A 26,643-nucleotide genomic window follows, 5' to 3' on the forward strand; every position below is an offset into this window, starting at 1 on the left:
TCACGACGTGACCGCGGTACCGGGGGCACGCGCCCGCACGGGACGGTGGCACGGCGTCACCGGAGCCCTCGTGGTGACCTTGATGACGTGGGGCGCGGTGGCGGCCGGCGGCGCCCCCGCCGAAGCCGCGGCGGCCTGCTCCGCGGGTGTGGAGTCCGACTTCAACGGCGACGGCGTACGCGACACGGCCATCGCCGACCCCCTGGCAACGGTGTCGGGCCAGAAGGAAGCCGGCGCGGTCCACATCGTGCTGGGCGGCGGCAAGGGCGTCACCGTGCTGTCCCAGGACACACCGAACGTCTCCGACAGTGCCGAGACGGGGGACCGGTTCGGTTTCTCCCTCGCTGTGTACGACGCGAACCAGGACGGGTGCAGCGACATCGCCGTCGGCATTCCGTACGAGGACGTCGGCACGGTACGGGACGCCGGCCTCGTCCACCTGATCTACGGCTCGCCGTCGGGCATCGGCCAGGGAACTCCCAGCCTCGGGATCCGGCAGGGCGCCGACGGCCTCCTGTCCAACGCGTACGAGGAGGACGACTGGGTCGGCTACTCGGTCGCGGCCGGGACCTCGGCGACCGGCATCCCCTTCATGGTGATCGGGATTCCGGGCGAGGACAGCTCAGGGCTCACCGACATGGGGTTCGCGGCGTACGTGTACGGGGTGAACCCCTCGGCCACCACGTTCCACCAGAACACCCCCGGGGTGTGGGAGGACGCGGAGGCGTACGACCGGTTCGGTGCCACGGTCTCCGCGACCGACCGCTACTTCACGGTCGGCGCACCCGGCGAGAGCATCGGGACGGTCGCCTTCGCGGGCGGCGTGCAGGTCTTCCGGCCGTCCCTCAACACCGACAACATTCCCGCGCCCCTGTACGGCATGGGACAGGGCCGCACACCCGGACCGGACATCGCGGCCCAGACCGACGACCGCTTCGGCACCGCACTCGCCATGGCCCCGTACCGCCCCTCGGGCGCGACCACGGTCACCGACGCGGTCCTGGCCGTGGGCGTCCCCGGAGAGGACCTCGGTACCGCCGTCGACGCCGGAGCCGTGCACGTCTACCACATCAAGGCGGACGGCACGGTGGCGCTGCTCCACTGGATCGACCAGAACACGGACGGCGTCGAGGGCGAGGCGGAGGCCGGGGACTTCTTCGGCCAGCGGCTCGCGGCGGTCAACACCGCCACCAACGTGGTCAGTACGGCGGCCACCGTGCGCCTGGCCGTCGGCGTGCCCGGAGAGGAGTCCACGGAGGCCGCACCCGAGGCGGGCGGCGTCCACATCCTCCCGGCGATCGGGGCGCCCGGCGCCTCCGACGCCTGGCTGGAACCCGGCAACGGGATCCCCTCCGGCCCGGCGCCCCGCACCTACGCGGGCATCGGCCTCGGCAGCAGCCCGTCGCTGCTCTACGTGGGCGTCCCCTACGGCCCGGCCGACGGCCACGCGGTCCACGGCTTCCCGTGGAACGCGGCCTCGGGCAGCGCCCCGACGCAGACGTGGAGGCCCGGCGAGGGCGGAATCCCGGCGACCGGCACCGCCTTCGGGGCGACGGTCCGATGACGACATCTTCAGGAAACGACGCGGTCGGCGGCCGCGGGGGTGGGACAGACATGAACGAACGGGAGAGTGGACGCGTGTCCGCGGACAGACACAGACCGGTACGGCGCGCCCTCGCGCTGCGGGCCGCCGTGGCGGCCGTCGTCGCCGGGGCGGTGGTGGCGGGAGCGGTGACCCTGCCGGGCGGCGGTGACCCGGAGCGCCGGACGCCGGTCGCGGCCGACCAGCCCGTGGTGACCGAGCAGCAGGCGCTCACAGCGGCCCGGAAGACCGGCAGGCAGACCGAGGTCGTCGGGCTGCGCGGCGAGCGCCGGGAGATCTTCGCCGAGCCCGACGGAAGCTTCACCGCCCGGGAGTACACCGAGCCCGTGCGCACCGTCCAGGACGGCACGTGGGTCAGGGTCGATCCGAAGCTGGTGCAGCGGGCCGACGGCACCTGGGGTCCGAAGGCCGCCACCGTCGACCTCACCTTCTCCGCCGGCCAGGCGGGCCGGCCGTTCGTGACGATGCGGAAGGCGGGCCGCGAGTTCGCCCTCTCCTGGCCGTACGGGAAGCTGCCCGAGCCGCGCGTCGACGGTGACACCGCCACCTACGCCGAGGTGCTGCCCGGCGTCGACCTGGCCGTGCGGGCCGAGACCGACGGCTTCGGCCACCTGCTCGTCGTCAAGACGCCCGAGGCGGCGGCCGACCCGCGCCTCGCCCGGCTCGACCTGGGCCTGCGGGCCGACGGCCTGAAGGTCGCGGAGGACGCCACCGGCGCGATCGTCGCCGAGGACTCCGCCGTCGGCGGCACCGTCTTCCAGGCCGGCAAGCCGGCCATGTGGGACTCGGCCGCCGTACGGGAGGCGACCGCCGCGCAGCAGGGTCCGCGGGCCGTGGCGAAGGCACTGAAGGCGGCGGCGGCCGGAGCCGGGGACGCGGCGGCCGGAGCCGGGGAGGAGGCGGCCGCCACGGCCACCCCCGGTCCGCAGGCGGCGCCCGAGCCGGCGCTCGAAGGTCCCGGCGGCGGCGGGCGCGTCGCCCCGCTGGACGTCGAGGTCGCCGAGGGACGGCTCAGCCTCGTCCCCGACCAGAAGCTCCTGCGGGGTGAGGACACCGTCTTCCCCGTCGTCATCGACCCCATCGCGCGGACCACGTCCCGCTCCGCCTGGACCGGCGTGATGTCCGGCATGCCCTCGGAGCAGGACTGGAAGTACTCCGGCAGCGCCGGCGTGGGCAAGTGCCCCACCGACTACAACCCCGTCTCCTGCAACGGCGTCGGCACCCGCCGCGTGCTGTTCACCATGCCGCTCTCCTTCTACAAGGGGAAGCAGATCAAGGGCGCCACCTTCTCCGCCCGGGTGGAGCACATCTACAGCGCGAAGCCGACCGCGGAGCCCATCCGGCTCTACCGGATCGGCGGCAAGAACCGCACGATCACCTCGTCCAGCGACTGGTCCAACACCAAGGACGACTGGGCCGACCACATCGGCACCGTCGACAAGGCGATCTCCCCGACCTCCTGCTCCAGCCAGCCCAACCTGAACTTCGAGGCCGGCGAGAGCGGCGAGCTGACCAGCGAGATCAGGACCGCGGCCACGGACGGCTGGAACTCGATGACGCTGGGCCTGCGCGCCGCCGACGAGTCCCGCTTCGCCGAGTGGAAGCGGATCTGCGGCAACGCCTTCCTGTCGATCAAGTACAACAACCTGCCCCGGCAGATCAAGACGTCGGACATGTCCACGGACCCGGGCGGTCTGTGCAAGTGGGGCGCGGGCCGTCCGACCGTCGACAAGCCGCCGAAACTGAAGGCCATCGCCAGCGACCCCGACCACGGCAACGGCAAGACCGACAAGGTGAAGGTCGAGTTCAAGGTGGACTGGACCGACCCCGTCACCAAGGAGGCGAAGACCTACTCGTACCTGACCAAGGAATGGCTCTCGCCGACCACCGCCACCAAGTTCGAGCACACCGTCACGTCGACGATCCCGCAGAACACCGTCATCTACTGGAGCGCCCGGGCGACCGACGGTGACGGCTACGGCCCGTGGAGCTCGGCCGGAGACCCGGCCCAGCGCTGCGAGTTCGTCTACGACAAGACCTGGCCGGGCAAGCCGCTGGTGCTGTCCAAGCAGTACCCGTCCGACACCGTCTACCACGACGGCGTGGGCACCTACGGCACCTTCACCTTCTCGCCCAACCCGAACGACGCCATCCCGGACACCGACGTCGTCAAGTACCAGTACAGCTTCAACGGTGCCGCGCTCGCCACGCTGACCCCGGACAAGGCCGGCGGCCCGGTCTCCAAGGACTGGATGCCGACCCGCTCCGGACGCCAGGTGCTGGAGGTCATCGCCGTCGACAAGGCGGGCCACGCCAGCAGCACCCTGTACGACTTCCTGGTGAGCGAGGGCAGCCCCGTCGTCGCCCAGTGGAACCTCGCCGACCCGTCCGACGGCACCGAGGCCCACGACGAGAGCGGCCAGTTCTCGGCGACCGCCGGCCCCGCCGTCGGCTTCGGCGTGGACGGCCCCGGCGGCACGGTCGACAAGGCCGCCCACTTCGACGGCACGGCCGACGCCTACCTCGACGTCAGCGAGACCGTGCTGGACACCGCCAGGAGCTTCAGCGTCAGCGCCTGGGTGCGGCCCACCGCGCTCGACCGGGACATGGCCGTCGTCAGCCAGGACGGCACCGGGGAACCCGGCTTCACCCTCGGCTACGACGCGACCGCCAAGGCATGGAAGTTCGCCGTCCCGGTCAACGACGTGGACTCGCTGGGCGAGTGGAAGGCCGTCGCCGCCGGCACCTCGGTCCTCAAGGACCAGTGGGTGCTGCTGACCGGCGTGTACGACGCCCAGAAGCCCGGCGGTCCGGAACTGCGGCTCTACATCAACAAGGAGTCGAAGTGGGCCGCCCAGCGCCGCTCCACCTGGAAGTCCTACGGTCCGCTGCAGATCGGCCGGACCACGGCCAAGAGCGGCTACCGGGACCACTTCACCGGTGACCTCGCCGAGGTCCGCGTCTTCGACCGCGTCCTGCCGGCCGCCCAGGTCGCCGAGCTGATGACGGTCAAGCCCGAACGCAAGGGCTACTGGCAGCTCGACGAGGCGACCGGCGGGGCGTCCGCGGAGACCGGCGGCGGGCAGCCGCTGACCCTCGCGGGCAACGCCTCCGTCTACCGTCCGGCCGACCCGCTGTTCGACATCGCCGCCCTGGTCGGTGACGGCAACCTCGTCCTGGACGGCGACGGCGACTACGCGTCCACCGCCACCGCCCCGGTCACCGGCACCGGCAGCTTCACCGTGTCCGCCCGCGCCCAGCTCACCTCGCTGGACCCGGAGAAGTCACAGACGGTGCTGTCCCTGCCGGGCGCCCACGCCAACCGCGTCCAGGTCCGCTACCAGGCCGCGACGCAGCAGTGGGAGCTGGCGGTGGCCCGCACCGACACGGCCGCGCCCGAGGTCGTCACCTTCACCGACGACCAGGCGCTGCCCGACACCGGCGGCTCCGGCCAGCACCTCGCGGTCGTCTACGACGCCTTCGCCAACACGATCCGGCTGTACGTCGACGGCCAGCTCGTCGGCGGCGCCCACGGCGACGACACCACCCTCTGGGCCGCCACCGGCGGCCTCCAGGTGGGCCGTTCGCTGCGCGGGGCGGGCGAGTACTTCGCCGGCGCGATCGACGAGGTGCGGGTGTACGGCGGCGCGGCCGACCAGGTCGCGGTGCAGCAGATGGCCGCGCTGACGGCCCTCCCCGGCATGTGACGAGCCGTCGCACATGAGGTGTGCCGGGCCCACCAGGGCCCGGCACACCCGTCCGGCCTGCTCTTCTCCACCCCCTACGATCAGGAAGTTGACGGATGTTCTTCCGTGGCCGCTCACTGAGCCGCCGCATGCCCAGACCGACGGTCGTCGCGACAGTGCTCGGGCTCTCGCTCGCGCTGTCCGCGTCCTCGGTCGAGGCAGTGGTGCTCGACGACGGGAACCGGGGCCGCACCAGCCGCCCCGGGGTTCAGGACGACGGGGATCCCGCCAAGGGAACCTCGGCCAAGACGAAGCCCCGCCCCTCCGACCCGGCCCGCGCGGCCGCGGTCAAGGGCCTCGACAAGGCGGCGTGGCCCCGCGAGGGCGGCGCCGAGCTGACCGTCGGCGCGGCCGGCCCCACCGAGATCGGCGGGCTGCCGGTCACGGTCGGCGAGGCGAGCGCCCCGGCCGGGGCCGCCAAGGGGAAGGCGAAGGCCGCCGCCGGTGCGAAGACGGCACGGACCGCCGAGAGCGTCCGCGTCGACGTCCTCGATCCCGCGCGCGCCGCGCGGCTCGGCGCGGGCGTCCTGCTGGGCGTCGCACGCGCCGACGGCGACGGCGAGGCGCCCGCGAAGGTCCGCCTGACCGTGGACTACTCGGACTTCGCCGAGGGCTTCGGCGGCTCCTACGCCTCCCGCCTCCGGCTGGTCCGGCTCCCCGCCTGCGCCACCGTCGCCGCACCGGGCAGCAAGGAATGCCCCGAGCAGCCCACCGTGCTGCCCACGGTCAACGACGTGAAGGCCGGCACGGTCTCCGCCGACGTCACCGCCGCCCCCGCCCCGGCGGAGGGCGCCTCCACCATGGCCGCCGACGCGGCCTCCCTGGTCGCCGTCGCGGCGGGACCGTCGGGCGCGCAGGGCACGTACAAGGCGACGGCGCTGGCGCCGTCGGCCGAATGGACCGTCTCCGCCTCCTCCGGCGGCTTCAGCTGGAACTATCCGCTGCGCACGGTCCCGACCCCCGGTGGCCTCACCCCCACCGTGGGCCTCGGCTACTCCTCCCAGTCGGCGGACGGGCGCACGGCGGCCACCAACAACCAGGGCTCCTGGATCGGTGAGGGCTTCTCCTACGACCCGGGCTACATCGAGCGCCGCTACAAGCCCTGCTCCGACGACGGCCACAGCGGCTCCGGAGAGCAGTGCTGGGCGTACGACAACGCCACCATCATGCTCAACGGCATGTCCGGCGAGCTGGTCAAGGACGACACCACCGGCGAGTGGCACATGTCGTCCGACGACGGCACCAAGGTCGAGCGGCTGACCGGCGCGACCAACGGTGACAACGACGGCGAGCACTGGCGCATCACCACGCCCGAGGGCACCGAGTACTACTTCGGGAAGAACCGCCTTCCGGGCTGGGCCACGGGCAACGAGGAGACCGCCTCCGTCTGGACGGCCCCCGTCTTCGGCGACGACTCCGGCGAACCCTGCTACAACGCCACCTTCTCCTCCGCCCACTGCACGCAGGCCTGGCGCTGGAGCCTGGACTACGTCAAGGACACCCACGGCAACGTGATGTCCTACTTCTACGAGCGCGAGACCAACCACTACGCGCTCAACGGCAAGACGGACGTCAACGGCACCGCCTACCACCGCGGCGGCTGGCTCAAGCGCGTCGACTACGGCCAGCAGGACGGCAAGGTCTACGCGGCGAAGGCCCCGGCCCGGATCGTGTTCGACACGGCCGAACGCTGCCTGCCCACCGACGCCTTCGACTGCGCGGAGAGCAAGCGCACCAAGGCCAACGCCGCCCGCTGGCCGGACGTACCGGTCGACCAGGAGTGCAAGGCGAGCACGAAGTGCACCTCGCCGGTGCAGACGTTCTTCACCACCAAGCGCCTGACGTCGATCGTCACGCAGATGCGCAAGGACTCCACGGGCTACCAGGACGTGGACGCCTGGACCTTCGAGCACCTGTTCACCGACAACGGTGACGACTCCAAGACCCTCTGGCTGTCGAAGATCGACCACGAGGGCCGGGCCGGCACCGCCGTGAAGCTGCCCTCCGTCGACCTCTTCGGAGAGCAGCTCCCCAACCGCGTCGACGCGATCGGCGACAACATCGCGCCCTTCCACCGCTACCGGCTCTCCGCCGTGATCAGCGAGACGGGCGCCCAGCTCGACGTCAACTACGCGCCCGCCGACTGCACCAAGGCGACCCTGCCCAAGCCCGGCGAGTCGACCAGGCGCTGCTACCCGGTGAAGTGGGCTCCGCCCGGCTCCATCGAGCCGATCACCGACTGGTTCCACAAGTACGTCGTCGCCGCGGTCATCGAGACCGACCGCACCGGCGGCAGCGACGGCATGGTCACGCGCTACGCCTACCAGGGCGACGCCGCCTGGCGCAAGGCGAAGCCGGACGGCATCACCGACGAGAAATACCTCACCTGGGGCGGCTGGCAGGGCTACGGCAAGGTCAAGGTCACCAGCGGTACCTCCGACCAGCAGACCACGCGGGTCGACCACACGTTCCTCCAGGGCATGGACGGCGACAAGGACCCGGCCGGCGGAACCCGGTCGGTGAAGGTCAAGGACTCCACCGGAGCGGAGCACACCGACTCCGAGGAGTTCACCGGCCACGAGCTGGAGGCGGCCACCTACGACGGCGGCAAGCTGATCTCCAAGACGATCAGCACCCCCTGGAAGCACTACACCGCCACCCAGACCAAGAGCTGGGGCACCACCCGCGCGTCGATCGTGCGCACCCAGACCGGCCGGGGCTTCAACCTGCTGTCCGACGGGACCTGGCGCGAGACGAAGTCCACGACCACCTACGAGACCGGCAACCGCACCGGCCGGGTGACGCAGGTCGACGACCAGGGCGACGTCTCCACCGCCAAGGACGACACCTGCACCCGCACCACCTACGCGGACAACGCGGCGAAGAACATCCTGTCGCTGCCCGCACGCAGCGAGCAGGTGTCGGTGAAGTGCTCCACCACCCCCGACCGCAGGACGCAGGTCCTCGCCGACGAGCGCACCTCCTACGACAACGGAGCCTTCGGCGCGGCGCCGGTCAAGGGTGACGCGACCAGGACCGAGCGGATGACGTCGCACAACGGCACCACCGCGACGTACCAGGTCACCGGCACCACGACCTACGACGCCTTCGGCCGTCCGCTGTCCCAGAAGGACGCCGGACAGAACGAGACGAAGACCAAGTACACCGAGACCAACGGCCTGCTGACGAAGACGATCGTCACCAACGCCCTCGGCCACAACACCACCACCGACTACGCCCCCGCCTGGGGCATGTCGGAGGGGCAGACCGACCCCAACGGCAAGCGCACCGACCTCGCGTACGACGCGCTGGGCCGTCTGACCTCCGTGTGGCTGGCGGACCGCGAGAAGAAGCAGACGCCGAGCATCAAGTACTCGTACAGCGTCCGCAAGGACAAGGTCACCTCGATCAAGACCGAGAAGATCGAGAACGACGGGTCCTACGGCGCCGAGTACCAGCTCTACGACGCCCTGCTCCGGCCCCGCCAGATCCAGACCGAGGGCCCGGACGGGACCCGCATGGTCGCCGACACGTTCTACGACGGCACCGGCAACATCAAGAAGACCAACGCGACGTACAACGCGGCGGGCGCGGCCTCCAGTGAGCTGCTCTCGGTCCGCGACAGCGAGGTCGGCGCGCAGACCTACACGCACTACGACGGGCTGGGCCGGACCACCGCCGCGATCTCCGCGGTCAGCGGTGCCGAACAGTGGCGCACCACCACCACGTACGACGGTGAGCTGACCCACGTCGATCCGCCCGTCGGCGCGTTGCCCGTCACGACGGTCACCGACGGCCAGGGCAACACCACGGAGATCCGTCACCACCGGGGCTCCTCACCCGGCGTGGGCGTGCCGTACGACTCGACGAAGTACACGTACACCACGGCCGGTCTGCTGGAGACGGTCACCGACGCCCAGGGCAACGTGTGGCGGTACGAGTACGACCAGCTGGGCCGCAAGACCAAGTCGGTCGACCCCGACGCGGGCACCTCGCGCACGGAGTACGACGGCCTCGACCGTCCGGTCGCGGCCTACGACGGCAGGGGCAAGAAGACCTCCACCGTCTACGACGCGCTCGGCCGCGTGGTGACGACCTGGCAGGGCGATCCGAACACCGGGACCAAGCTGAGCGAGAACCGGTACGACAAGGCGGGCTGGCTGGGCCTGCCCTACGGCACCCTCAGCTACGTCTCGCCGACGGAGTACTTCGCCACGGCCGTCCAGTCGTTGGACGACTTCTACCGCCCGCTGAAGACGGCCCACCAGGTGCCGGCCTCCCAGGGCGACCTCGCCGGGACCTACGTTTTCACCAGCACCTACAACCGTGACGGAACGGTCCAGAGCACGGGCCTGCCCGCCATCGGCGACCTGCCGGAGGAGGTGCTGACCTACACCTACGACGCCCTTCAGCGTCCGAAGTCGATGACGGGCACCACCTCGTACGTCACCGACACCGTCTACTCCGGCAAGAGCCTGGTGCAGCAGCTGGAGCTGTCCACCGGCAGCGGCAAGAAGGTCTGGCAGACCTTCAACTACGAGAAGGGAACCGACCGGCTCACCCGCGCGGTGGTCGACGTCTACGGCGCGACCGCCCCGGCGAAGGACTCGCGCTACTCCTACGACCAGGCCGGCAACGTCCTGTCGATCGCGGACACCGCCAACACCGCTTCGCCGGACATGCAGTGCTTCGCCTACGACACCCGGCAGCGGCTGAAGGAGGCCTGGACCCCGAAGGCCACCGAGGCGACCGCGGCCGGCATGGGCACGCGCGGCTCCACCACCCCGGTGGACGGCAGCGGCCCGGCGGCCTGTGACGCCGCACCCGGCACCAGCGCGTTGGGCGGTCCGGCCCCGTACTGGAAGTCCTACGAGACCGACGCCATCGGCAACCGCCTCTCGGAGACGCAGCACGACACCGGGCTCGACGCCTCGAAGAACATCACCCGCAGCTACGAGTACGGCGGCGCGGGCGCCCAGGGCGACGGCCCGCACCAGGTGACGAAGGTGGTGGAGAAGACCCCGACCGGGGACCGGCAGTCGACGTACGAGTACGACGACGCGGGCAACACCACCAAGCGCACCCTCGGCGGCGACGCCCAGACCCTGGCCTGGACGGACACCGGGAAGGTGCGGGAGGTCACCGAGGCGAACGGCTCGAAGACCAGCTACCTGTACGACGGCTCCGGCAGCCGGATCCTGCGCAAGGACTCCTCGGGGACGACCGTCTACCTCCCCGGCACCGAGCTGAAGCTGTCGGCCGACGGAACCAAGACGTCGGCCACCCGCCACTACTCGTACGCCGGCCAGTCGGTCGCCGTCCGCACCGACGGCAAGCTGTCCTTCGTCGCCTCGGACCACCACGGCACGGGCGATGTGGCCGTCGACGCGATCACCGGCGCGATCTCCCAGCGCCGCTTCGACCCCTACGGCGTCCAGCGCGGCGAGAAGACCGGCTCCTGGCCGGGGGAGAAGGGCTTCGTCGGCGGCACGATCGACGCACAGACAGGGCTCACGCACCTCGGAGCCCGCGAGTACGACCCACACCTCGGCAAGTTCATCTCGGTCGACCCGATCATCGACTACACGCGGCCGCAGCAGATCAACGGCTACGCCTACGCCGACAACTCCCCCGTCACCCTCTCTGACCCCGACGGCCTGGAGCCCTGCGCCACCAAGCGCTCCCCCAACGGCGTCTGCGGCGGCAGCACGTACCACGATCGCGGAAAGGTCGCCGAGGCCCAGGCGGAGGCCGACGGAGCAGCCCAGAACGTGGCAGCGGCGAAGACGCAGCAGGCGCAGGCCAAGCAGCGCATCAAGACGGCGGGCAAGGCCCTCGTCAAGATCGTCCGCGACATCCTCGGCGTCGACGCGGCCCTGGACTGCATTTCCACGGGCGACGTCGGTGCCTGCGGCGAGACCCTGCTCAACATCGCCGGCAGCTTCGCGGGCGGCCTGGCGGGCAAGATCCTCGCCAAGTACGGAACGCCGTGGAACTGGGCCAAGGCCGCCAAGCTCGCCAAGCGTGTGACCGGGCTCGTCGGGGACCTGATCGGCGGAACGAAGGCCCTCTACAAGGCGAACAAGGCCCTCGGCAAGGCTCAGGCCGCGCTGTCCAAGGCCAAGGACAAACTGGCGGACGCCAGGAAGAAGGCGGCAGCCGCACTCAAGAGGAAAAAGCCCGAGTGCCACAGCTTCCTGCCCGGCACCAAGGTCCTGCTGGCCAACGGCAAGACCAAGCCGATCGAAGAGGTGAAGCTGGGCGACAAGGTCGTCACCACCGACACCAAGACCGGTGAGAAGACGGTCCGCGAGGTCGCGGGCACCATCGTCACCGAGGACGACAAGCACTTCTCCGACCTCACGGTGAAGACCGCCTCGGGCAAGTCCGAGGCCTTGGTCGCCACGACCACCCACCCCTTCTGGGTGGAGTCGGAACGGGCCTGGATCAAGGCCGGCGACCTCGAGCCCGGCATGACACTGCACACGCCGTCGGGTGAATCGGTCGAGGTCGAGGCCAATCGCCACTTCGAAAAGCGCCAGCGTACGCACGACCTGACGGTCGAGGGCATCCACGCCTACTATGTGCTGGCGGGGGCCACGCCGCTCCTGGTGCACAACTGCGATCTGAACACCGATGGGTATCTGTATCGAGGTGTCGCAAAGGGGCACCACAGTTACGACACCGCTGCCGAAGGCCGTGCGGTGCCGCGCGGAACCCACACCAACATCAAGGAACATGTGGGTGGGGACGCCACGGACAGCATCTTCACGTCGTGGTCGGACGACCCCGAGATCTCCGCTGACTTCGCCCAGAACCTCGGGGAGAAATGGGTGGGGGAAGGTGTGATGCTGCGCATCAAGGTGGCAACTGTCGATCCCGCCATCGGGCCGTCCAGGAATATCCAGGTCCATGACAGCCCGTGGGACATGTCGCAATTCGAAGACGAACATCTCATCGTGGGGGAGATCCAAGCCGACGAGATCAGCTTCGACCTGGGGGAGACGTGGGAACGCGTGAAGAGGCGATGAGATGAGCGAAGTGCGCGCAAGTGACCTGCTTGCCGTGTTCGAACTGGACTCCGAAGCCGGCGTCCAGGCCAAGAACGCACTGCGGGCAGGAGCGGACGCAGAGGTGTGGTCCCGCCACGTTCCGGCATCGACGCTGCGCGGGATCCTCCAGCGGAGGCTGAGAACCCTGCAGCGGCGTGGCAAACCCGTTGTGGGGGCCGAGGAATGCCTCGCGAGTCTTGCCGAACGGGGCGAGCAGGGCCTGCGAGTGGCCTACGTGGACGACCGACAGCGCGCGGGACGCTACTTCCGGCTCTATCTCGATCCGCACCCGCTCAAAGTGATCGGGTGTATCGGGGTCGACATCGTCTCGCCCGAGGACGACCCCGTCGGCGAGTCCATTTAGGGCCGCGGGCAGGTGAAGCCCCACAGTGCCCGGCGGCCCCACCGGATCTGTTCCCGGTGGGGCCGCCGCGGTGCTCGGGATCGGTTGCCGCGCGAGCCCGGTTTGACCCCTCAAGCCGGGCCCCGTAACCTTGACCGTCGGCGTGTCCACAGGGGCCGCCACATCCCCGTAAACCTCTTCCTTCCGGGTGCCTCGGTGGCCGGGAGAGGTCGTCCGTGTTCATTGCCGGGTGGCTGGCCTGCGGGGGTGCCGTTCTTCGAGTGAGAGTGAGATCCGCGTGTACGCCATCGTGCGCAGCGGTGGTCGCCAGCACAAGGTTGCTGTCGGCGACATCGTTGAGGTTGACAAGATTTCCACCGCCAAGGTGGGCGACACGGTCGAGCTCTCGACCCTGCTCGTCGTCGACGGCGACGCCGTGACCAGCGACCCGTGGGTCCTGGCCGGCATCAAGGTCCAGGCCGAGGTCGTGGACCACCACAAGGGCCAGAAGATCGACATTCTGCGCTACAAGAACAAGACCGGCTACCGCCGTCGTCAGGGCCACCGCCAGCAGTACACGGCGATCAAGGTCACTGAGATCCCCGCGGCTGCGAAGTAAGGGACTGAGGAGAGATGGCACACAAGAAGGGCGCATCGTCCACCCGTAACGGTCGTGACTCCAACGCTCAGCGCCTCGGCGTGAAGCGCTTCGGCGGTCAGGTCGTGAACGCGGGCGAGATCCTGGTCCGCCAGCGCGGCACCCACTTCCACCCGGGCGCCGGCGTCGGCCGCGGCGGCGACGACACGCTGTTCGCCCTGGCCGCCGGTGCGGTGCAGTTCGGCACCCACCGTGGCCGCAAGGTCGTGAACATCGTTCCGGTCGCCTGATCGGAAGCTTTCGCGAGGCGGACCTCACTTCCCGGTCGGGAAGGCGGGTCCGCCTTTCGCGTGTTAAGACAAAGAACCGCTCATACGTCTCTGGAGGCACCCCACCATGACCACCTTCGTGGACCGCGTCGAGCTGCACGTCGCCGCGGGTAACGGAGGCCACGGCTGTGCCTCCGTCCACCGTGAGAAGTTCAAGCCGCTCGGTGGACCCGACGGCGGGAACGGCGGACGCGGCGGCGACGTCATCCTCACCGTCGACCAGTCCGTGACGACCCTCCTCGACTACCACCACTCCCCGCACCGCAAGGCCACCAACGGCAAGCCCGGTGAGGGCGGCAACCGCAGCGGCAAGGACGGCCAGGACCTGGTCCTGCCCGTGCCGGACGGCACCGTCGTCCTCGACAAGGCGGGCAACGTGCTCGCCGACCTCGTCGGCCACGGCACCTCCTTCGTCGCCGCCCAGGGCGGACGCGGCGGGCTCGGCAACGCCGCCCTCGCCTCCGCGCGCCGCAAGGCGCCCGGGTTCGCGCTGCTCGGCGAGCCGGGGGACCTGAGGGACGTCGTCCTGGAGCTGAAGACCGTCGCGGACGTGGCCCTCGTCGGCTACCCCAGCGCCGGCAAGTCGTCGCTGATCTCCGTGCTCTCCGCAGCCAAGCCGAAGATCGCCGACTACCCCTTCACCACCCTCGTCCCGAACCTCGGCGTCGTCACCGCCGGGTCGACCGTCTACACCATCGCCGACGTGCCGGGGCTGATCCCGGGCGCCAGCCAGGGCAAGGGCCTGGGGCTGGAGTTCCTGCGCCACGTCGAGCGGTGCAGCGTGCTCGTGCACGTGCTGGACACCGCCACCCTGGAGTCCGACCGCGATCCCCTCTCCGACCTCGACATTATCGAGGAGGAGCTGCGGCAGTACGGCGGGCTCGACAACCGCCCCCGCATGGTCGTCCTGAACAAGATCGACGTGCCCGACGGCAAGGACCTCGCCGAGATGGTGCGGCCCGACCTGGAGGCGCGCGGCTACCGCGTCTTCGAGGTGTCGGCCGTCGCGCACATGGGGCTGAAGGAACTGTCGTACGCGCTCGCCGACCTCGTCGCCCAGGCGCGGGCCGCCAAGCCGAAGGAGGAGGCGACGCGCATCGTCATCCGGCCCAAGGCCGTGGACGACGCGGGCTTCACCGTCACCCGCGAGGAGATCGGCGGGGAGCCGCTCTTCCGCGTGCGCGGCGAGAAGCCCGAACGCTGGGTCCGCCAGACCGACTTCAACAACGACGAGGCCGTCGGCTACCTCGCCGACCGGCTCAACCGCCTCGGTGTCGAGGACCAGCTGATGAAGGCAGGCGCCCGGACCGGCGACGGCGTCGCCATCGGTCCCGAGGACAACGCGGTCGTCTTCGACTGGGAGCCGACCGCGACGGCCGGCGCGGAGATGCTCGGCCGCCGCGGTGAGGACCACCGCTTCGAGGCCCCGCGTCCGGCCGCCCAGCGCCGCCGCGACCGCCAGGCCGAACGGGACGACGTCCAGCGGGAGTACGACGACTTCGAGCCGTTCTAGCCGTTCCGGCCGTCCGGCGGCCCGACCGGGGGAGCCCGGCACCCACGAGGGTGCCGGGCTCCTCTCATGAAACGGGAATGCCGCGGAATCTCAACAAGGAATTTCCACGGCAATGAGCGCCCGTATACCCGTACAAGAGCCGCTCGAAGATCGGGTGATACGGCGCGATCGAATGTGCAAAGAATTCGTGCAGTCCCGCCCGTGGGGGCGTGAAGATCCGCGCACCCCGGCATCGGCGCCGGACCACGCCGGCGGGCATCGCCATCGGCATCGCGTCAGCCCCGCACCGGCCGGGACGCGGCCCCGACCGGTCGTCGACGTGCCCGTCCGCGCCCCCGGCGCCGTCCGCCCGCGCCCCTGACCGCCCCGCCCGGGGCCGCTGCGCGAGCCCTGCCCGGCGCGCCGGTCGCACCCGCGTGCGACGCACACGGGCAAAGGGCGTACCGTTCACCGGACATCGTCGAAGGAACGCGCGAAGGTCCTCGGTCACCGCTGCCCGAAGAGGCGTGGCCCGCGCCGGGCGTGTCCCATCCGTCACGCACGGCAATGGCATAACTCCTGTGCAGTTACTCACAACAATTCACGGCACGTTCAGGGAACCCTCACGAAGTGCCAGGAGTCCTAGGTGAATGACAGGTTGCGTGCACATAGGCGGCGGGGGGCTCTCACCTTGCACTGCGGTAACCACAAGTGGGACCATTTCGAAGTTCCCTGTCGCCCCAAGGTAGGTCACCTGTGTCCCAGCACATAGCCAAGCCCCGTACCACCGCAGTGATCCTGGCCGGTGGCACCGGCCAGCGGGTGGGTCTGTCGATTCCCAAGCAGCTGCTGAAGATCGCCGGCAAGGCAGTCATCGAGCACACCCTGGCCACCTTCGAGAAGGCCGGCTCGATCGACGACATCATCGTGCTGATGGCCCCGGGATACGTGCCCGACGTGGAGAAGATCGTCGCCAAGGCGGGCTTCACCAAGGTGACCCGGGTCATCGAGGGCGGCGCGACGCGGAACGAGACCACCGAGCGGGCCATCGCGGCGCTCGGCGAGGGCCTGGCCGAGGGCGAGGACCGCAACGTCCTCTTCCACGACGCCGTACGCCCCCTGCTGTCGCAGCGCGTCATCGACGACTGCGTGACCGCGCTGGAGCGCTACCAGGCCGTCGACGTCGCCATCCCGTCCGCGGACACCATCATCGTCACGCGCACCCACGGCGAGGACGGCGAGTTCATCACCGAGATCCCGGACCGCTCCCGGCTGCGCCGCGGCCAGACCCCGCAGGCCTTCAAGCTGTCCACCATCCGCCACGCCTACGAGGTCGCCGCCGGCGACCCCAACTTCCAGGCGACGGACGACTGTTCCGTGGTGCTCAAGTACCTGCCGGACGTGCCGATCCACGTCGTGGCCGGTGACGAGTACAACATGAAGGTCACCCAGCCCGTCGACGTCTTCATCGCCGACAAGCTCTTCCAGCTCGGCTCCACCGCCGCCCCCGAGCAGAACGGCGAGGAGGCCTACCGCCAGTTGCTCACCGGCAGGACCGTGGTGGTCTTCGGCGGTTCCTACGGCATCGGCCAGGACATCGCCCAGCTCGCCGAGTCCTACGGCGCCACCGTCTTCGCGCTCGGCCGCTCCACCACCGGCACCCACGTGGAGAACCCGGAGGAGGTCGACGACGCGCTGTCCAAGGCGTACGCCGAGACGGGCCGCATCGACTACGTCGTCAACACCGCGGGCGTCCTGCGCATAGGCAAGCTGGCCGAGACCGACAACGCCACCATCGAGGAGGCGCTGAAGGTCAACTACCTGGCCCCCGTGCAGATCGCGCGCTCCGCCTACAAGTACCTCGCCGAGACCAAGGGCCAGTTGCTGCTGTACACCTCCAGCAGCTACACCCGGGGACGCGCCGAGTACAGCCTCTACTCCTCGACCAAGGCCGCCATGGTGAACCTCACCCAGGCGCTGTCCGACGAGTGGGCCGGCGACGGCGTCCGCGTCAACTGCATCAACCCGGAGCGCACCGCCACGCCGATGCGCACCAAGGCGTTCGGCCAGGAGCCCGCGGGCAGCCTGCTCTCCTCCGAGGCCGTCGCCCGTACCTCGCTGGACGTGCTGCTGTCGGAGCTGACCGGCCACGTCATCGACGTGCGGCAGCAGGACCCGACGGCGGACGCCGCGCGGGCCTCCGGATTCGAGGGCGCGCTGGCCTCCGTACTGGACCGACAGGACGGCGTGTAATAATCAAAGCCAATTAGACTCCGGAAATTCAGGCCTCTGCGGTCTCCCGTTAACAATGCAGAAACGGGGCTTCGCGGGGGCCTGAATCCGTAGCCACGCCATACGCAGACACAAAAACCGGCACTCCCCTCCCAGAGCAGGTTTCTCCGTGATATCCACCGCTATACGCGTCGCCCGGGTGGGCAGCGCGGCCGAACTGGCCGCGGCGGTCCTCATGACGTTGGGCTACGCCGGCCTCATGCTGGCCGCGCTCGTCCCGAGCATCCCCGCCTTCGCGGCCGCGGCCGCCGTGACGTACCTGGCGGACCACTATCTGCACCGCAAGGGCAGCTACCTGGTCAACCGCCTCAGCAAGGTGCGGGCGGGCCTGTCGATCCGCTTCCTGATCCGGCAGCTCCTGCTGATCCTGCTGCTGGCCCGCCTCGCCCTCGCGGACAACCTGATCTACTACGGGGCGATCGCCTGCTTCGTCGCGTTCTACGGGCTGCAGGTCTGCCACGGGGCGGTCACCACCCTGATCCGCAACCGCCGCCGTCTGCCGGTCGCCACCCGCAACGTCGACCTGGTCTCCCGCCTCCGCATCCCGAACGCCCCGCCGCGCGCGCTGATGGACCGGGCCGCCGAGAAGATGCTCCACCTCGACCTCGCGGCCGTCGCCGGCATCCTCGTCGGCGCCTCCCTGGAGTCGGCCGCCATCGGCTACACCGGCATCGGCATCACCGTGGGCGCCGCCGTCCTGTACGTCCTCGCCCTGCTGCCCTACCTGCGCGGCCGCCGGGTCCCGCCGAACGCCAAGAAGGTGCTCGGCGCCCTGGACGGCTGGCTGCGCGACTACCGGCCGGAGACCGTGCTCTACTTCTCCGGCTCCAAGGACTCCGCCTACCAGGTCAACATGTGGCTGGAGACCATGGCGCAGCTGGACACCCGGCCGCTGGTCATCCTGCGCGAGAACGTCATCCTGGAGAAGCTGGCGCCCACCACGGTCCCCGTCGTCTGCGTGCCCGGAGGGGTGCACCTGATGAACATGGACCTGTCCACCGTGCGGGTGGCGCTCTACCCGGCGAACGTCGGCAAGAACATCCACCTGCTGCGCGTGCCCACCATGAAGCACGTCTTCATCGGCCACGGCGACAGCGACAAGCTCGCCAGCGTCAACCCGTTCAGCAAGGTCTACGACGAGGTGTGGACGGCCGGCCGCGCGGGCCGCGACCGCTACGCCATCGCCGACGTCGGCATCCGCGACGACGACATCGTCGAGGTCGGCCGCCCGCAGCTGGCCCCGATCCGGCCCCGGCAGGACGTCCCCGGCGACCGCATGCCGACGATCCTGTACGCGCCCACCTGGGAGGGCTGGGACGACAACCCCGGCAACACCTCGCTCCTGCTGGCCGGCGAGAACATCGTGAAGAAGCTGGTCGAGGCCGACCCGGCGGTGCGCGTCCTGTACAAGCCGCACCCCTTCACCGGCACCCGCAGCCCGAAGGCGAAGGCCGCCCACCAGCGGATCACCGCGCTGGTCAAGAAGGCCGCCGCCGCCCGCGCGGCCGACACGCGCCACACCGCCGACACCGCCGCCCAGTCGCGCGCCAAGGCCGAGCTGGCCCGCATCGAGGCCCGCCTCGACCGGCTGACCGGCGCCGTCGACAAGGGCGACGAGGCCGAGGCCACCCGCGACGGGCTGGTCGACATCGCCCGGCACGAGGAGACCGCCCGGCTGCGCGCCGAGTGGAACGCCGCCTACTGGGCCTCCTTCCCCGAGTGGGAGCACCGCGTCATCACCGGCGCCGAGCCGCGCCTGTACGACTGCTTCAACATCTCCGACGCGATGGTCTCGGACATCTCCAGCGTGGTGTCCGACTTCATCGCCAGCGGCAAGCCGTACGCCGTCACCGACTCCGCGGAACTCGGCGCGGAGGAGTTCCGGCGGCAGAACACGGCGGTGCGGGCCGCGGTGATCCTGTCCAACGACGCGGCGCAGCTCGGCGGGCTCCTCGAGGCCGTCCGCGACACGGCCGCCGACCCGCTGGCCGGGGAACGTGAGCAGCTCAAGCGCTACCTGCTCGGCCCGGACGAGCCGACGTCCATCGACCGGTTCAACGCCGCCGTCGCGCAGCTCGCCCTGAAGGCCGAGGCGCGCAACCTCGGCCAGGCGAACCGGATCACGGCCGGCGGTCCCGAAGTGGAACCGGTGGACGTGGTGCCCGCCCCCCGGACGGCGATGGAGAGCGAGCCGGAGGGCGTCGAGGCCCGCTGACCGGCCCCGCGGCCGAAGGGGCTGGGTCCACGAAAGACGTCTTTCGTGGACCCAGCCCCTTCGCATACCCGGAGCATCCGCGGACACCCTGTGACGTGAGCCACGAAACGGGAGGCCCGACACAACCCTTTGCCTCGAACACCCGTCTAACGCACAGAGATTGAGGCGATACAAGGGAAAATTCCTGTGAAGAGGGAGCGTGACCGTGGCACAGCCTGATGTCACCGTGATCATCGGGGCATACGAGGCGATGCCGTACCTGGTCGAGTGCCTCGCGTCCGTGGAGGCGCAGACCATCGGCCCGGAGCGCGTCGAGGTCGTCGCGGTCGACGACGGTTCGACCGACGGTACGGGGCAGTGCCTGGAGGACTTCGCGGCCCGCGCCCCCATGCCGGTCACCGTGATCCGGCAGAAGAACTCGGGCGGCCCCAGCGGCCCGCGCAACGTGGGCCTGGACAAGGCGGGCGGACGCTACGTCTTCTTCCTGGACGCCGACGACCGGCTGGGACCCGAGGCCCTTGAGCGGATGGTCGACATGGCCGACCGCGCCGGGACCGATGTCGTCCTGGGCCGGATCGAGGGCGTCAACCGCGGCGCGCCGAAGTCCATGTGGGGCAGGACGCTGGAGCGCACCGACGTCTACTCGTCCAACATCAAGTACACCCTCAGCGCGCAGAAGCTGTTCCGCCGCGCGCTGCTCGAACGGCACGGCATGCGGTTCGACGAGTCCCTGTGGACCGGCGAGGACGCGCTGTTCACCATGGAGGCGTACCTGCGGGCGGACGGCGTCTCGGTGGTCGCCGACTACACCTGCTACTACCTGGTGGGCCGCGACGACGGCAAGCACGTCACCAAGAGCGGCGGCTACACCCTGCGCTTCGACTCGGCCCGGGTCCTGATGAACCTGATCGCCGACCTCGTCCCCGCCGGCCCCCGCCGCGACCTGCTGATGATGCGGCCCTTCACGATCACCCTGCTGCCCCAGTTCGGCCCGCGGTTCCTCAAGGACACCGACGAGGTGCGCGAACGCAAGCTCGAACTGGCGCAGCCGCTGATGGAACGCCACTGGACCGAGGGCGTCGCCCGGCTGCTCAAGGTCGAGGAGCGGCTGCGGCTGCACCTGGTGGCCGAGCGGCGGCCGGACCTCCTCGTCGACGTCCTGGAGTTCGTCCGCTCGAAGCAGCGGCCGCCGGCCGTGCTGAAGCGCCGGGGCCGCCACGCCTACCTCGCCTACCCGCACTTCCGGGACCGCGCGGCGGGCATACCCGACGCCGTGTACCGGGCCTCCCCGCACGAGGCGCGCGCCATCCCCGGCTACGCCGAGGACGGCACGCCCTCCCCGGTGCTCCGCGCCGCCCGCAGGGTCCGTCGGATCCTGCGCGCGTCCCGCCAGGTCAGGCCCCCGGGGAAGGCCGCCGCGCTGTGAGCGTCGCGGGCCCCGCCCCGGCGGTCTCCCGGCGCTGACCGGGCACTTCCGCGGCGAGGTGCGGGCAGGTGCGGGCCCGGTGCTCCCGCGCCGCCGCGCACAGGGCCTCGACGGCCGCCGCGAAGCGCTCCTGGGACGCCGGGACGGCCGGGCCCAGCAGCCGCAGCTTCAACTCCGCGCGCGCCTGGGCGAGTTCGTCCTTCTCCGGATGCCGCACGGTGTCCAGCAGCGCCGGCACCCCGGCCGCGTCCGGCGTCAGGACCGTCGCCGCCGCCACCGTCGGGAAGGCCGCGCGGAACTCCGGCTCCGTGAGGTCGCCGGTGTTGGCCACCGCGTAGGGTTTGCCGCTGGCCAGGAAGTCGGTGATCACACTGGACACGTCGCTGATCAGCAGGTCGGCGACGTTGAAGCAGGCGTAGAGGGAGGGCCGGGCGTCGGTGACGACCTGGTGCTCCCCCTCCGGCAGCGAGGCCCAGTAGGTCTCCTCCCAGGCCGCGGTCAGCCGCGTCACCGCCTCCGCCCGGCCCGGCTCGGGGGCGCTCTGGGCGAGCATCCGCTCCACCTGGTCGGCGCCCGCCCGGAAGCCGGACAGGGTGAGCCGGTCCAACTCCGCCGTGAGCAGCGCGAGTTCCGCCGAAGGCTCCGCGACCCGGCCGGGACGGGAGCGGTTCGCCGCGTGGATCAGCTCACGGATGCGACGGTCCGCGGCGCCCGCCCGCGGGTCCACCGAGCCGGTCAGCGGGTGCGGCTTGTACAGCAGCCGCACCCCGGGGTCCGCGAGCAGCGCCCGCACCAGGTTCTCGCCGGCCGCGACCACCGACGTGTTCCCCGGGTTGCCGTCCCAGCCCTCCCAGGTCGGCGCGTACAGCACGGTGGTGAGCGGCCCGGCGGGCGGACCGGCGTACGGGCGGACGGCGTCCAGCTGCGGGCGGCCGATCTCCACCACGTCCTTGTCCTCCACGCCCACCTCGGCCAGCGCGTAGCGCTCCCGCGCCGCGGGGCCGGCCACCCACACCTCGTCGTACGCCTTCGCGTACGGGTTGCAGGACGACAGCTTGTCGCTCTCGCCGTGGTTGACGAAGGCGTGCTTGATCGTGGGGATGCGCAGCACCTGCGAGGTCTTGCCGGAGTTGGAGGGGTGGATGAGCACCTGGAGCGTGGAGTGCTCCAGCCGCATCAGCGTGGGGACCTTCGGCAGGCACACGACGGGGATGTCGGTCGGCGCGATCCTGGACACCATGAACCGCTCCCGCAGGATGATGACCGGACGGGCGTCCAGCCGGGCGAGGGGCTCCAGCCACATGCCGGCCTGGTAGGCGGAGGCGGCCCCGCCGGAGAAGTACAGCCCGACCGTCGGCCGGTACTCCTGCAGCCACGCGTCGAACCAGTCGAGCACCTCCCGTTCGTCCGCCGGCCGCCGTCCGGGCAGCAGCCGCAGCAGCAGGACGGCCAGACCGGCCAGGGCGAGCAGCAGCGACAGCGTGACACCGGCCGCCGCCCACCGGGTGTCGTCGGCCACCGCCGTCGCCGCCAGGCCGGCCGTCGCGGGCAGGCCCAGCACCGGCAGCCGGTGGCCGGGACGGCGCAGCAGGGCGGGCGGGGCGGGGGAGAGGCGCAGCGCCGAGGCGTCGATGTTGCGGGTCACCACGGGCAGCGTGCGGGTACGGCGGACCAGGACGGACACCGCCTGGACGGCGCAGTGCAGGGCGTAGCAGACCAGCAGTCCGGCGGCGATCGCCGCGTACTCGCCCTCCCGGTGCTGTTCCCCCAGCCGCAGCAGGCCCACCACCAGCAGCAGATCGCGCAGCACGTGGCGGACGGTGACGTCGGCGTGCGCCTTGGCGAACACAGTCAGCACCCCCCGCTGCCACCGGAACAGCACACCCTCGACGACCAGGGACAGGGCCGTCGCCGCGACCAGCAGCGGCGCGTGCGGCAGCAGGGCCGCCACGGCCTGGGCCGCGCAGGCCCCGACCAGGGCGGCCGCCACCAGCGCCTGGACGACGGCGGGACGGCCGGTCGGACGGGGCAGCGGGAGGCGGGGGCGGCGGAACGCCGCCCCGAGCCGCCGAGGGGGTGTGGATACGGGCACCGCGGTCGCTCCAGGGTCGTCGTGGGCGTGCGCCCGGTTAACGCCCGCCGGCCACCGGACGACACGCGCGTGTCCGGGAACCCCCCCGGCACAGGTGTCCGCCGGGCGACACGGGCCCGTTCCGGACGCTCGCCCGGGACACCGGTCCGGGACGCCTCGGAGCGCCGGTCCGGGACGCCCTCGGGACGCCGGCGGGGACCCGTCCGGCCGCCTGCCCCAAGCCCGTCCGGACGCTGGACCGACGAGCGTCCCCCGCTCCGCTTCGCGTAGATTGCCTGGCGGGCGAAACGATCGACGTGAGGGGACGTGCGGCAAGGTGTCAGGCGCAAGGCGGGCCGTGGGCGAGGCACGCAGGATCGTCGTCAAGGTCGGGTCCTCGTCGCTGACCACCGCGGCGGGCGGTCTGGACGCCGACCGGGTGGACGCGCTCGTCGACGTACTGGCGAAGTGCAGGAGCGGGGGAGAGCGGGAGGTCGTCCTCGTCTCGTCCGGCGCCATCGCCGCCGGGCTCGCCCCGCTGGGCCTGCGCCGCCGCCCCAGGGACCTGGCGCGGCAGCAGGCCGCCGCCAGCGTCGGCCAGGGACTGCTGGTCGCCCGCTACACCGCCTCCTTCGCCCGCTACGGCGTCCGTGTCGGCCAGGTGCTGCTGACCAGCGACGACATGAGCCGCCGCGCCCACCACCGCAACGCCTCCCGCACCCTGGACAAGCTGCTGGCGATGGGCGCCTTCCCGGTCGTCAACGAGAACGACACCGTCGCCACCGACGAGATCCGGTTCGGCGACAACGACCGGCTCGCCGCCCTCGTCGCCCACCTGGTCCACGCCGACCTGCTGGTGCTGCTGTCCGACGTGGACGGTGTCTACGACGGTGACCCCTCCCGCCCCGGCACCTCGCGCATAGCGGAGGTCAGGGGCCCCGGGGACCTCGCGCACGTCGAGATCGGCAGCGCGGGCAAGGCGGGCGTCGGCACCGGCGGCATGGTCACCAAGGTCGAGGCCGCGCGGATCGCCGCCGCCGCCGGCATCCAGGTGGTCCTCACCAGTGCGGTGCACGCCGCCGACGCCCTGGCCGGAGGCGACACCGGCACCTACTTCCACCCCACCGGGCGCCGCTCCGCCGAACGGCTGCTCTGGCTCCAGCACGCCTCCACCCCGCAGGGCTCGCTCACCCTCGACGACGGTGCCGTGCGCGCGGTCGTCCAGGGCCGCAAGTCGCTGCTGCCGGCCGGGATCGCCGCCGTCGAGGGCGAGTTCAACGCGGGCGACCCGGTCGAGCTGCGGGACCGCGAGGGGCGTGCGGTGGCCCGGGGACTGGTCAACTTCGACGCCAAGGAGATCCCCCTCCTGATCGGCCGCTCCACCCGCGAACTCGCCCGGGATCTCGGACGTGAGTACGAACGCGAGGTCGTACACAGGGACGATCTGGTGGTCCTGCATCCGTAATGTGCCGGAACGTCCGCCCTCGGTAGTGGACGTTCCGCAAAACCGCCCCGCGATCCGCGGCGGGCTGCTCAACTTTGTCGCAGGGACCAGTCCGCCCGACCCCCGGGCGGTCCGCGTGTGAAGGAGGCCGTCGTGAGACGAGTGCGCCCCGGTACGACGGCGTCCCGCGGCGGCGACCGCGCGGCCGGCGAGGAGCGCGCCCTGACGAGCGTCACCGCCGGGGACCGGTTCCCGGGCGGCGAGGCCCACGACCTCCCGCGGCTGTGGCACGTCACCCTCAGCGTCTCCGGTGAACCCACCCCCGTCGCGGAGCTCCGGCGGTCGCTGGAGCAGCTGGCCCACGACCACCCCTTCCTGCTGACCAGCCGCTACGCCGAGGACCACGCGGAGATCCGCTACTGGGAGGAGGCCCGCGACCTGCACGACGCGGCCGCCGTGGCGCTGCGCCTGTGGGGCGAGCACCGGCAGACCGCGGGCCTGCCGCCGTGGGAGATCGTCGGCCTGGAGGTCATCGACCGGCCGACCTACCAGCAGCGCGTCGCCGCCGGATACGGACCGGTCCTCGCCACCCCCGTCGGCGTCCACCCCTTCTGAACACGGGTCTCATGGTGCGGGACGACCGCCGGCCGCGGCCACCGCCCGCACTACCCTTCCCTGTATGACCACGCTCTCGCCGTACGACTCGATGTCCCCGGTCGACCAGGCCGCCTACCGGGCCAAGGGCGCCGCGGCCACCCTCGCTCCGCTGCCGCGCGCCGCCAAGGACGACGCGCTGCTCGCCATCGCCGACGCGCTGGAAGTCCGCGCGAGCGAGATCGTCGAGGCCAACGCCCAGGACGTGGCCAGGGCCCGCGAGGGCGGACTGAGCGAGGGCATGATCGACCGGCTCACGCTCACCCCGGAACGGGTGCGCGCCATCGCCGCCGACGTACGGGACGTGGCCGCGCTGCCCGACCCCGTCGGCGAGGTCGTCCGCGGCTCCACCCTGCCCAACGGCATCGACCTGCGCCAGGTCCGGGTGCCGCTCGGCGTCGTCGGGATCATCTACGAGGGCCGGCCGAACGTGACCGTCGACGCCGCCGCCCTCTGCCTGAAGTCCGGCAACGCGGTCCTGCTGCGCGGTTCCTCCTCCGCGTACCGCTCGAACACCGCGCTGGTGCGGGTCCTGCGCGACGCCGTGCACGGCGCCGGGCTGCCCGCCGACGCCGTGCAGCTGGTGCCCGGCGAGAGCCGCGACAGCGTGCGCGAGCTGATGCGCGCCCGGGGCCTGGTCGACGTGCTCATCCCGCGCGGCGGCGCCTCCCTGATCAACACGGTCGTGCGGGAGTCGGTCGTCCCGGTCATCGAGACCGGCACCGGCAACTGCCACGTCTACGTCGACGCCCGGGCAGACCTCGACATGGCCGTCGAGATCCTGGTCAACTCCAAGGCCCACCGGGTCGGCGTCTGCAACGCCGCGGAGACCCTCCTGGTCCACCAGGACATCGCCGCCGAGTTCCTGCCCCGCGCCCTGGACGCCCTGGCCGACGCCGGGGTGACCGTGCACGCCGACGAGCGCGTGATGGCGTACGCGAAGGACTCCCGCGCCACCGTCGTGGAGGCCACCACGGAGGACTGGGAGACCGAGTACCTGTCCCACGACATCGCCGCCGCCGTCGTCGACTCCCTCGACCGCGCCGTCGAGCACATCCGGCTGTGGTCCTCGGGACACACCGAGGCCATCGTCACCACCTCGCAGCAGGCCGCCCGCCGGTTCACCCAGTTGGTGGACTCCACCACGGTCGCGGTGAACGCCTCGACCCGTTTCACCGACGGCGGCCAGTTCGGCTTCGGCGCGGAGATCGGCATCTCCACGCAGAAGCTGCACGCCCGGGGCCCGATGGGCCTGCCCGAGCTGACCAGCACCAAGTACATCGTCACCGGCGACGGCCACGTACGGCGCTGAACCGGTCGCGGCGGTGACCGCCGCGACCGGCGTCCCGGCAGATGGATGAATTTCCATACCGTCTGC

The 26,643-nt window shown here is 71.2% G+C and carries 14 protein-coding genes; 13 read left to right on the forward strand and 1 reads right to left on the reverse strand.

Annotated features, from left to right (window positions below; all coding sequences use genetic code 11):
- Window positions 1-82 precede the first annotated feature (82 nt).
- The 10 genes from IE172_RS01885 (at window position 83) to IE172_RS01930 (ending at window position 21,096) form a co-directional block, all read left to right on the forward strand.
- Complete coding sequence (locus IE172_RS01885; RefSeq protein ID WP_229885784.1) at window positions 83-1,564, forward strand: VCBS repeat-containing protein; 1,482 nt, start codon at window positions 83-85, stop codon at window positions 1,562-1,564.
- Window positions 1,565-1,638: 74 nt separating this feature from the next.
- Complete coding sequence (locus tag IE172_RS01890; RefSeq protein ID WP_190095259.1) at window positions 1,639-5,310, forward strand: LamG domain-containing protein; 3,672 nt, start codon at window positions 1,639-1,641, stop codon at window positions 5,308-5,310.
- Window positions 5,311-5,438: 128 nt separating this feature from the next.
- On the forward strand, window positions 5,439-12,380 hold the full coding sequence (locus IE172_RS01895; RefSeq protein WP_190095260.1) for an RHS repeat-associated core domain-containing protein: 6,942 nt from the start codon (window positions 5,439-5,441) through the stop codon (window positions 12,378-12,380).
- A 1-nt stretch (window position 12,381) separates the two neighbouring features.
- Window positions 12,382-12,765, forward strand: coding sequence for a hypothetical protein (locus IE172_RS01900; protein WP_190095261.1), 384 nt, complete (start codon window positions 12,382-12,384; stop codon window positions 12,763-12,765).
- Window positions 12,766-13,042: 277 nt separating this feature from the next.
- Window positions 13,043-13,363 carry a 50S ribosomal protein L21 gene (rplU, locus tag IE172_RS01905; protein WP_004931419.1) on the forward strand — a complete coding sequence of 107 codons (321 nt, stop codon included), beginning with the start codon at window positions 13,043-13,045 and terminating at the stop codon, window positions 13,361-13,363.
- Between the two features lie 14 nt (window positions 13,364-13,377).
- Window positions 13,378-13,632: a 50S ribosomal protein L27 gene (gene rpmA / locus IE172_RS01910; RefSeq protein ID WP_055632588.1), complete on the forward strand. Its 255-nt coding sequence runs from the start codon at window positions 13,378-13,380 to the stop codon at window positions 13,630-13,632.
- 106 nt (window positions 13,633-13,738) lie between these two features.
- On the forward strand, window positions 13,739-15,184 hold the full coding sequence (obgE, locus tag IE172_RS01915) for a GTPase ObgE (RefSeq protein ID WP_190095262.1): 1,446 nt from the start codon (window positions 13,739-13,741) through the stop codon (window positions 15,182-15,184).
- Between the two features lie 735 nt (window positions 15,185-15,919).
- A complete protein-coding gene (locus IE172_RS01920; protein WP_190095263.1) occupies window positions 15,920-17,416 on the forward strand; it encodes a bifunctional cytidylyltransferase/SDR family oxidoreductase in 1,497 nt (498 codons plus the stop codon).
- Between the two features lie 178 nt (window positions 17,417-17,594).
- Complete coding sequence (locus IE172_RS01925) at window positions 17,595-19,670, forward strand: CDP-glycerol glycerophosphotransferase family protein (protein WP_190095981.1); 2,076 nt, start codon at window positions 17,595-17,597, stop codon at window positions 19,668-19,670.
- A gap of 199 nt (window positions 19,671-19,869) precedes the next feature.
- Window positions 19,870-21,096: a glycosyltransferase family 2 protein gene (locus IE172_RS01930; RefSeq protein WP_190095264.1), complete on the forward strand. Its 1,227-nt coding sequence runs from the start codon at window positions 19,870-19,872 to the stop codon at window positions 21,094-21,096.
- On the opposite strand, the gene IE172_RS01935 is transcribed toward IE172_RS01930, so the two are convergent.
- Window positions 21,065-23,188: a hypothetical protein gene (locus tag IE172_RS01935; RefSeq protein WP_438817001.1), complete on the reverse strand. Its 2,124-nt coding sequence runs from the start codon at window positions 23,186-23,188 to the stop codon at window positions 21,065-21,067. The genes IE172_RS01930 and IE172_RS01935 overlap by 32 nt on opposite strands.
- A gap of 337 nt (window positions 23,189-23,525) precedes the next feature.
- On the opposite strand from IE172_RS01935, the gene proB reads away from it, so the two are divergent.
- The 3 genes from proB (at window position 23,526) to IE172_RS01950 (ending at window position 26,577) form a co-directional block, all read left to right on the forward strand.
- The gene (gene proB, locus IE172_RS01940) at window positions 23,526-24,632 is read left to right on the forward strand and encodes a glutamate 5-kinase (RefSeq protein ID WP_190095265.1); all 1,107 of its coding nucleotides are present in this window, start codon (window positions 23,526-23,528) and stop codon (window positions 24,630-24,632) included.
- Between the two features lie 141 nt (window positions 24,633-24,773).
- Window positions 24,774-25,226 (forward strand): DUF8830 family protein, encoded by a 453-nt coding sequence (locus tag IE172_RS01945; protein WP_494402822.1) that lies wholly within the window; start codon window positions 24,774-24,776, stop codon window positions 25,224-25,226.
- Between the two features lie 64 nt (window positions 25,227-25,290).
- On the forward strand, window positions 25,291-26,577 hold the full coding sequence (locus tag IE172_RS01950; RefSeq protein WP_190095267.1) for a glutamate-5-semialdehyde dehydrogenase: 1,287 nt from the start codon (window positions 25,291-25,293) through the stop codon (window positions 26,575-26,577).
- Window positions 26,578-26,643: the final 66 nt, after the last annotated feature.

It is taken from the genome of Streptomyces griseoflavus (genome assembly GCF_014649995.1).
In the GTDB taxonomy this organism is placed as follows: Bacteria; Actinomycetota; Actinomycetes; order Streptomycetales; family Streptomycetaceae; genus Streptomyces; species Streptomyces griseoflavus.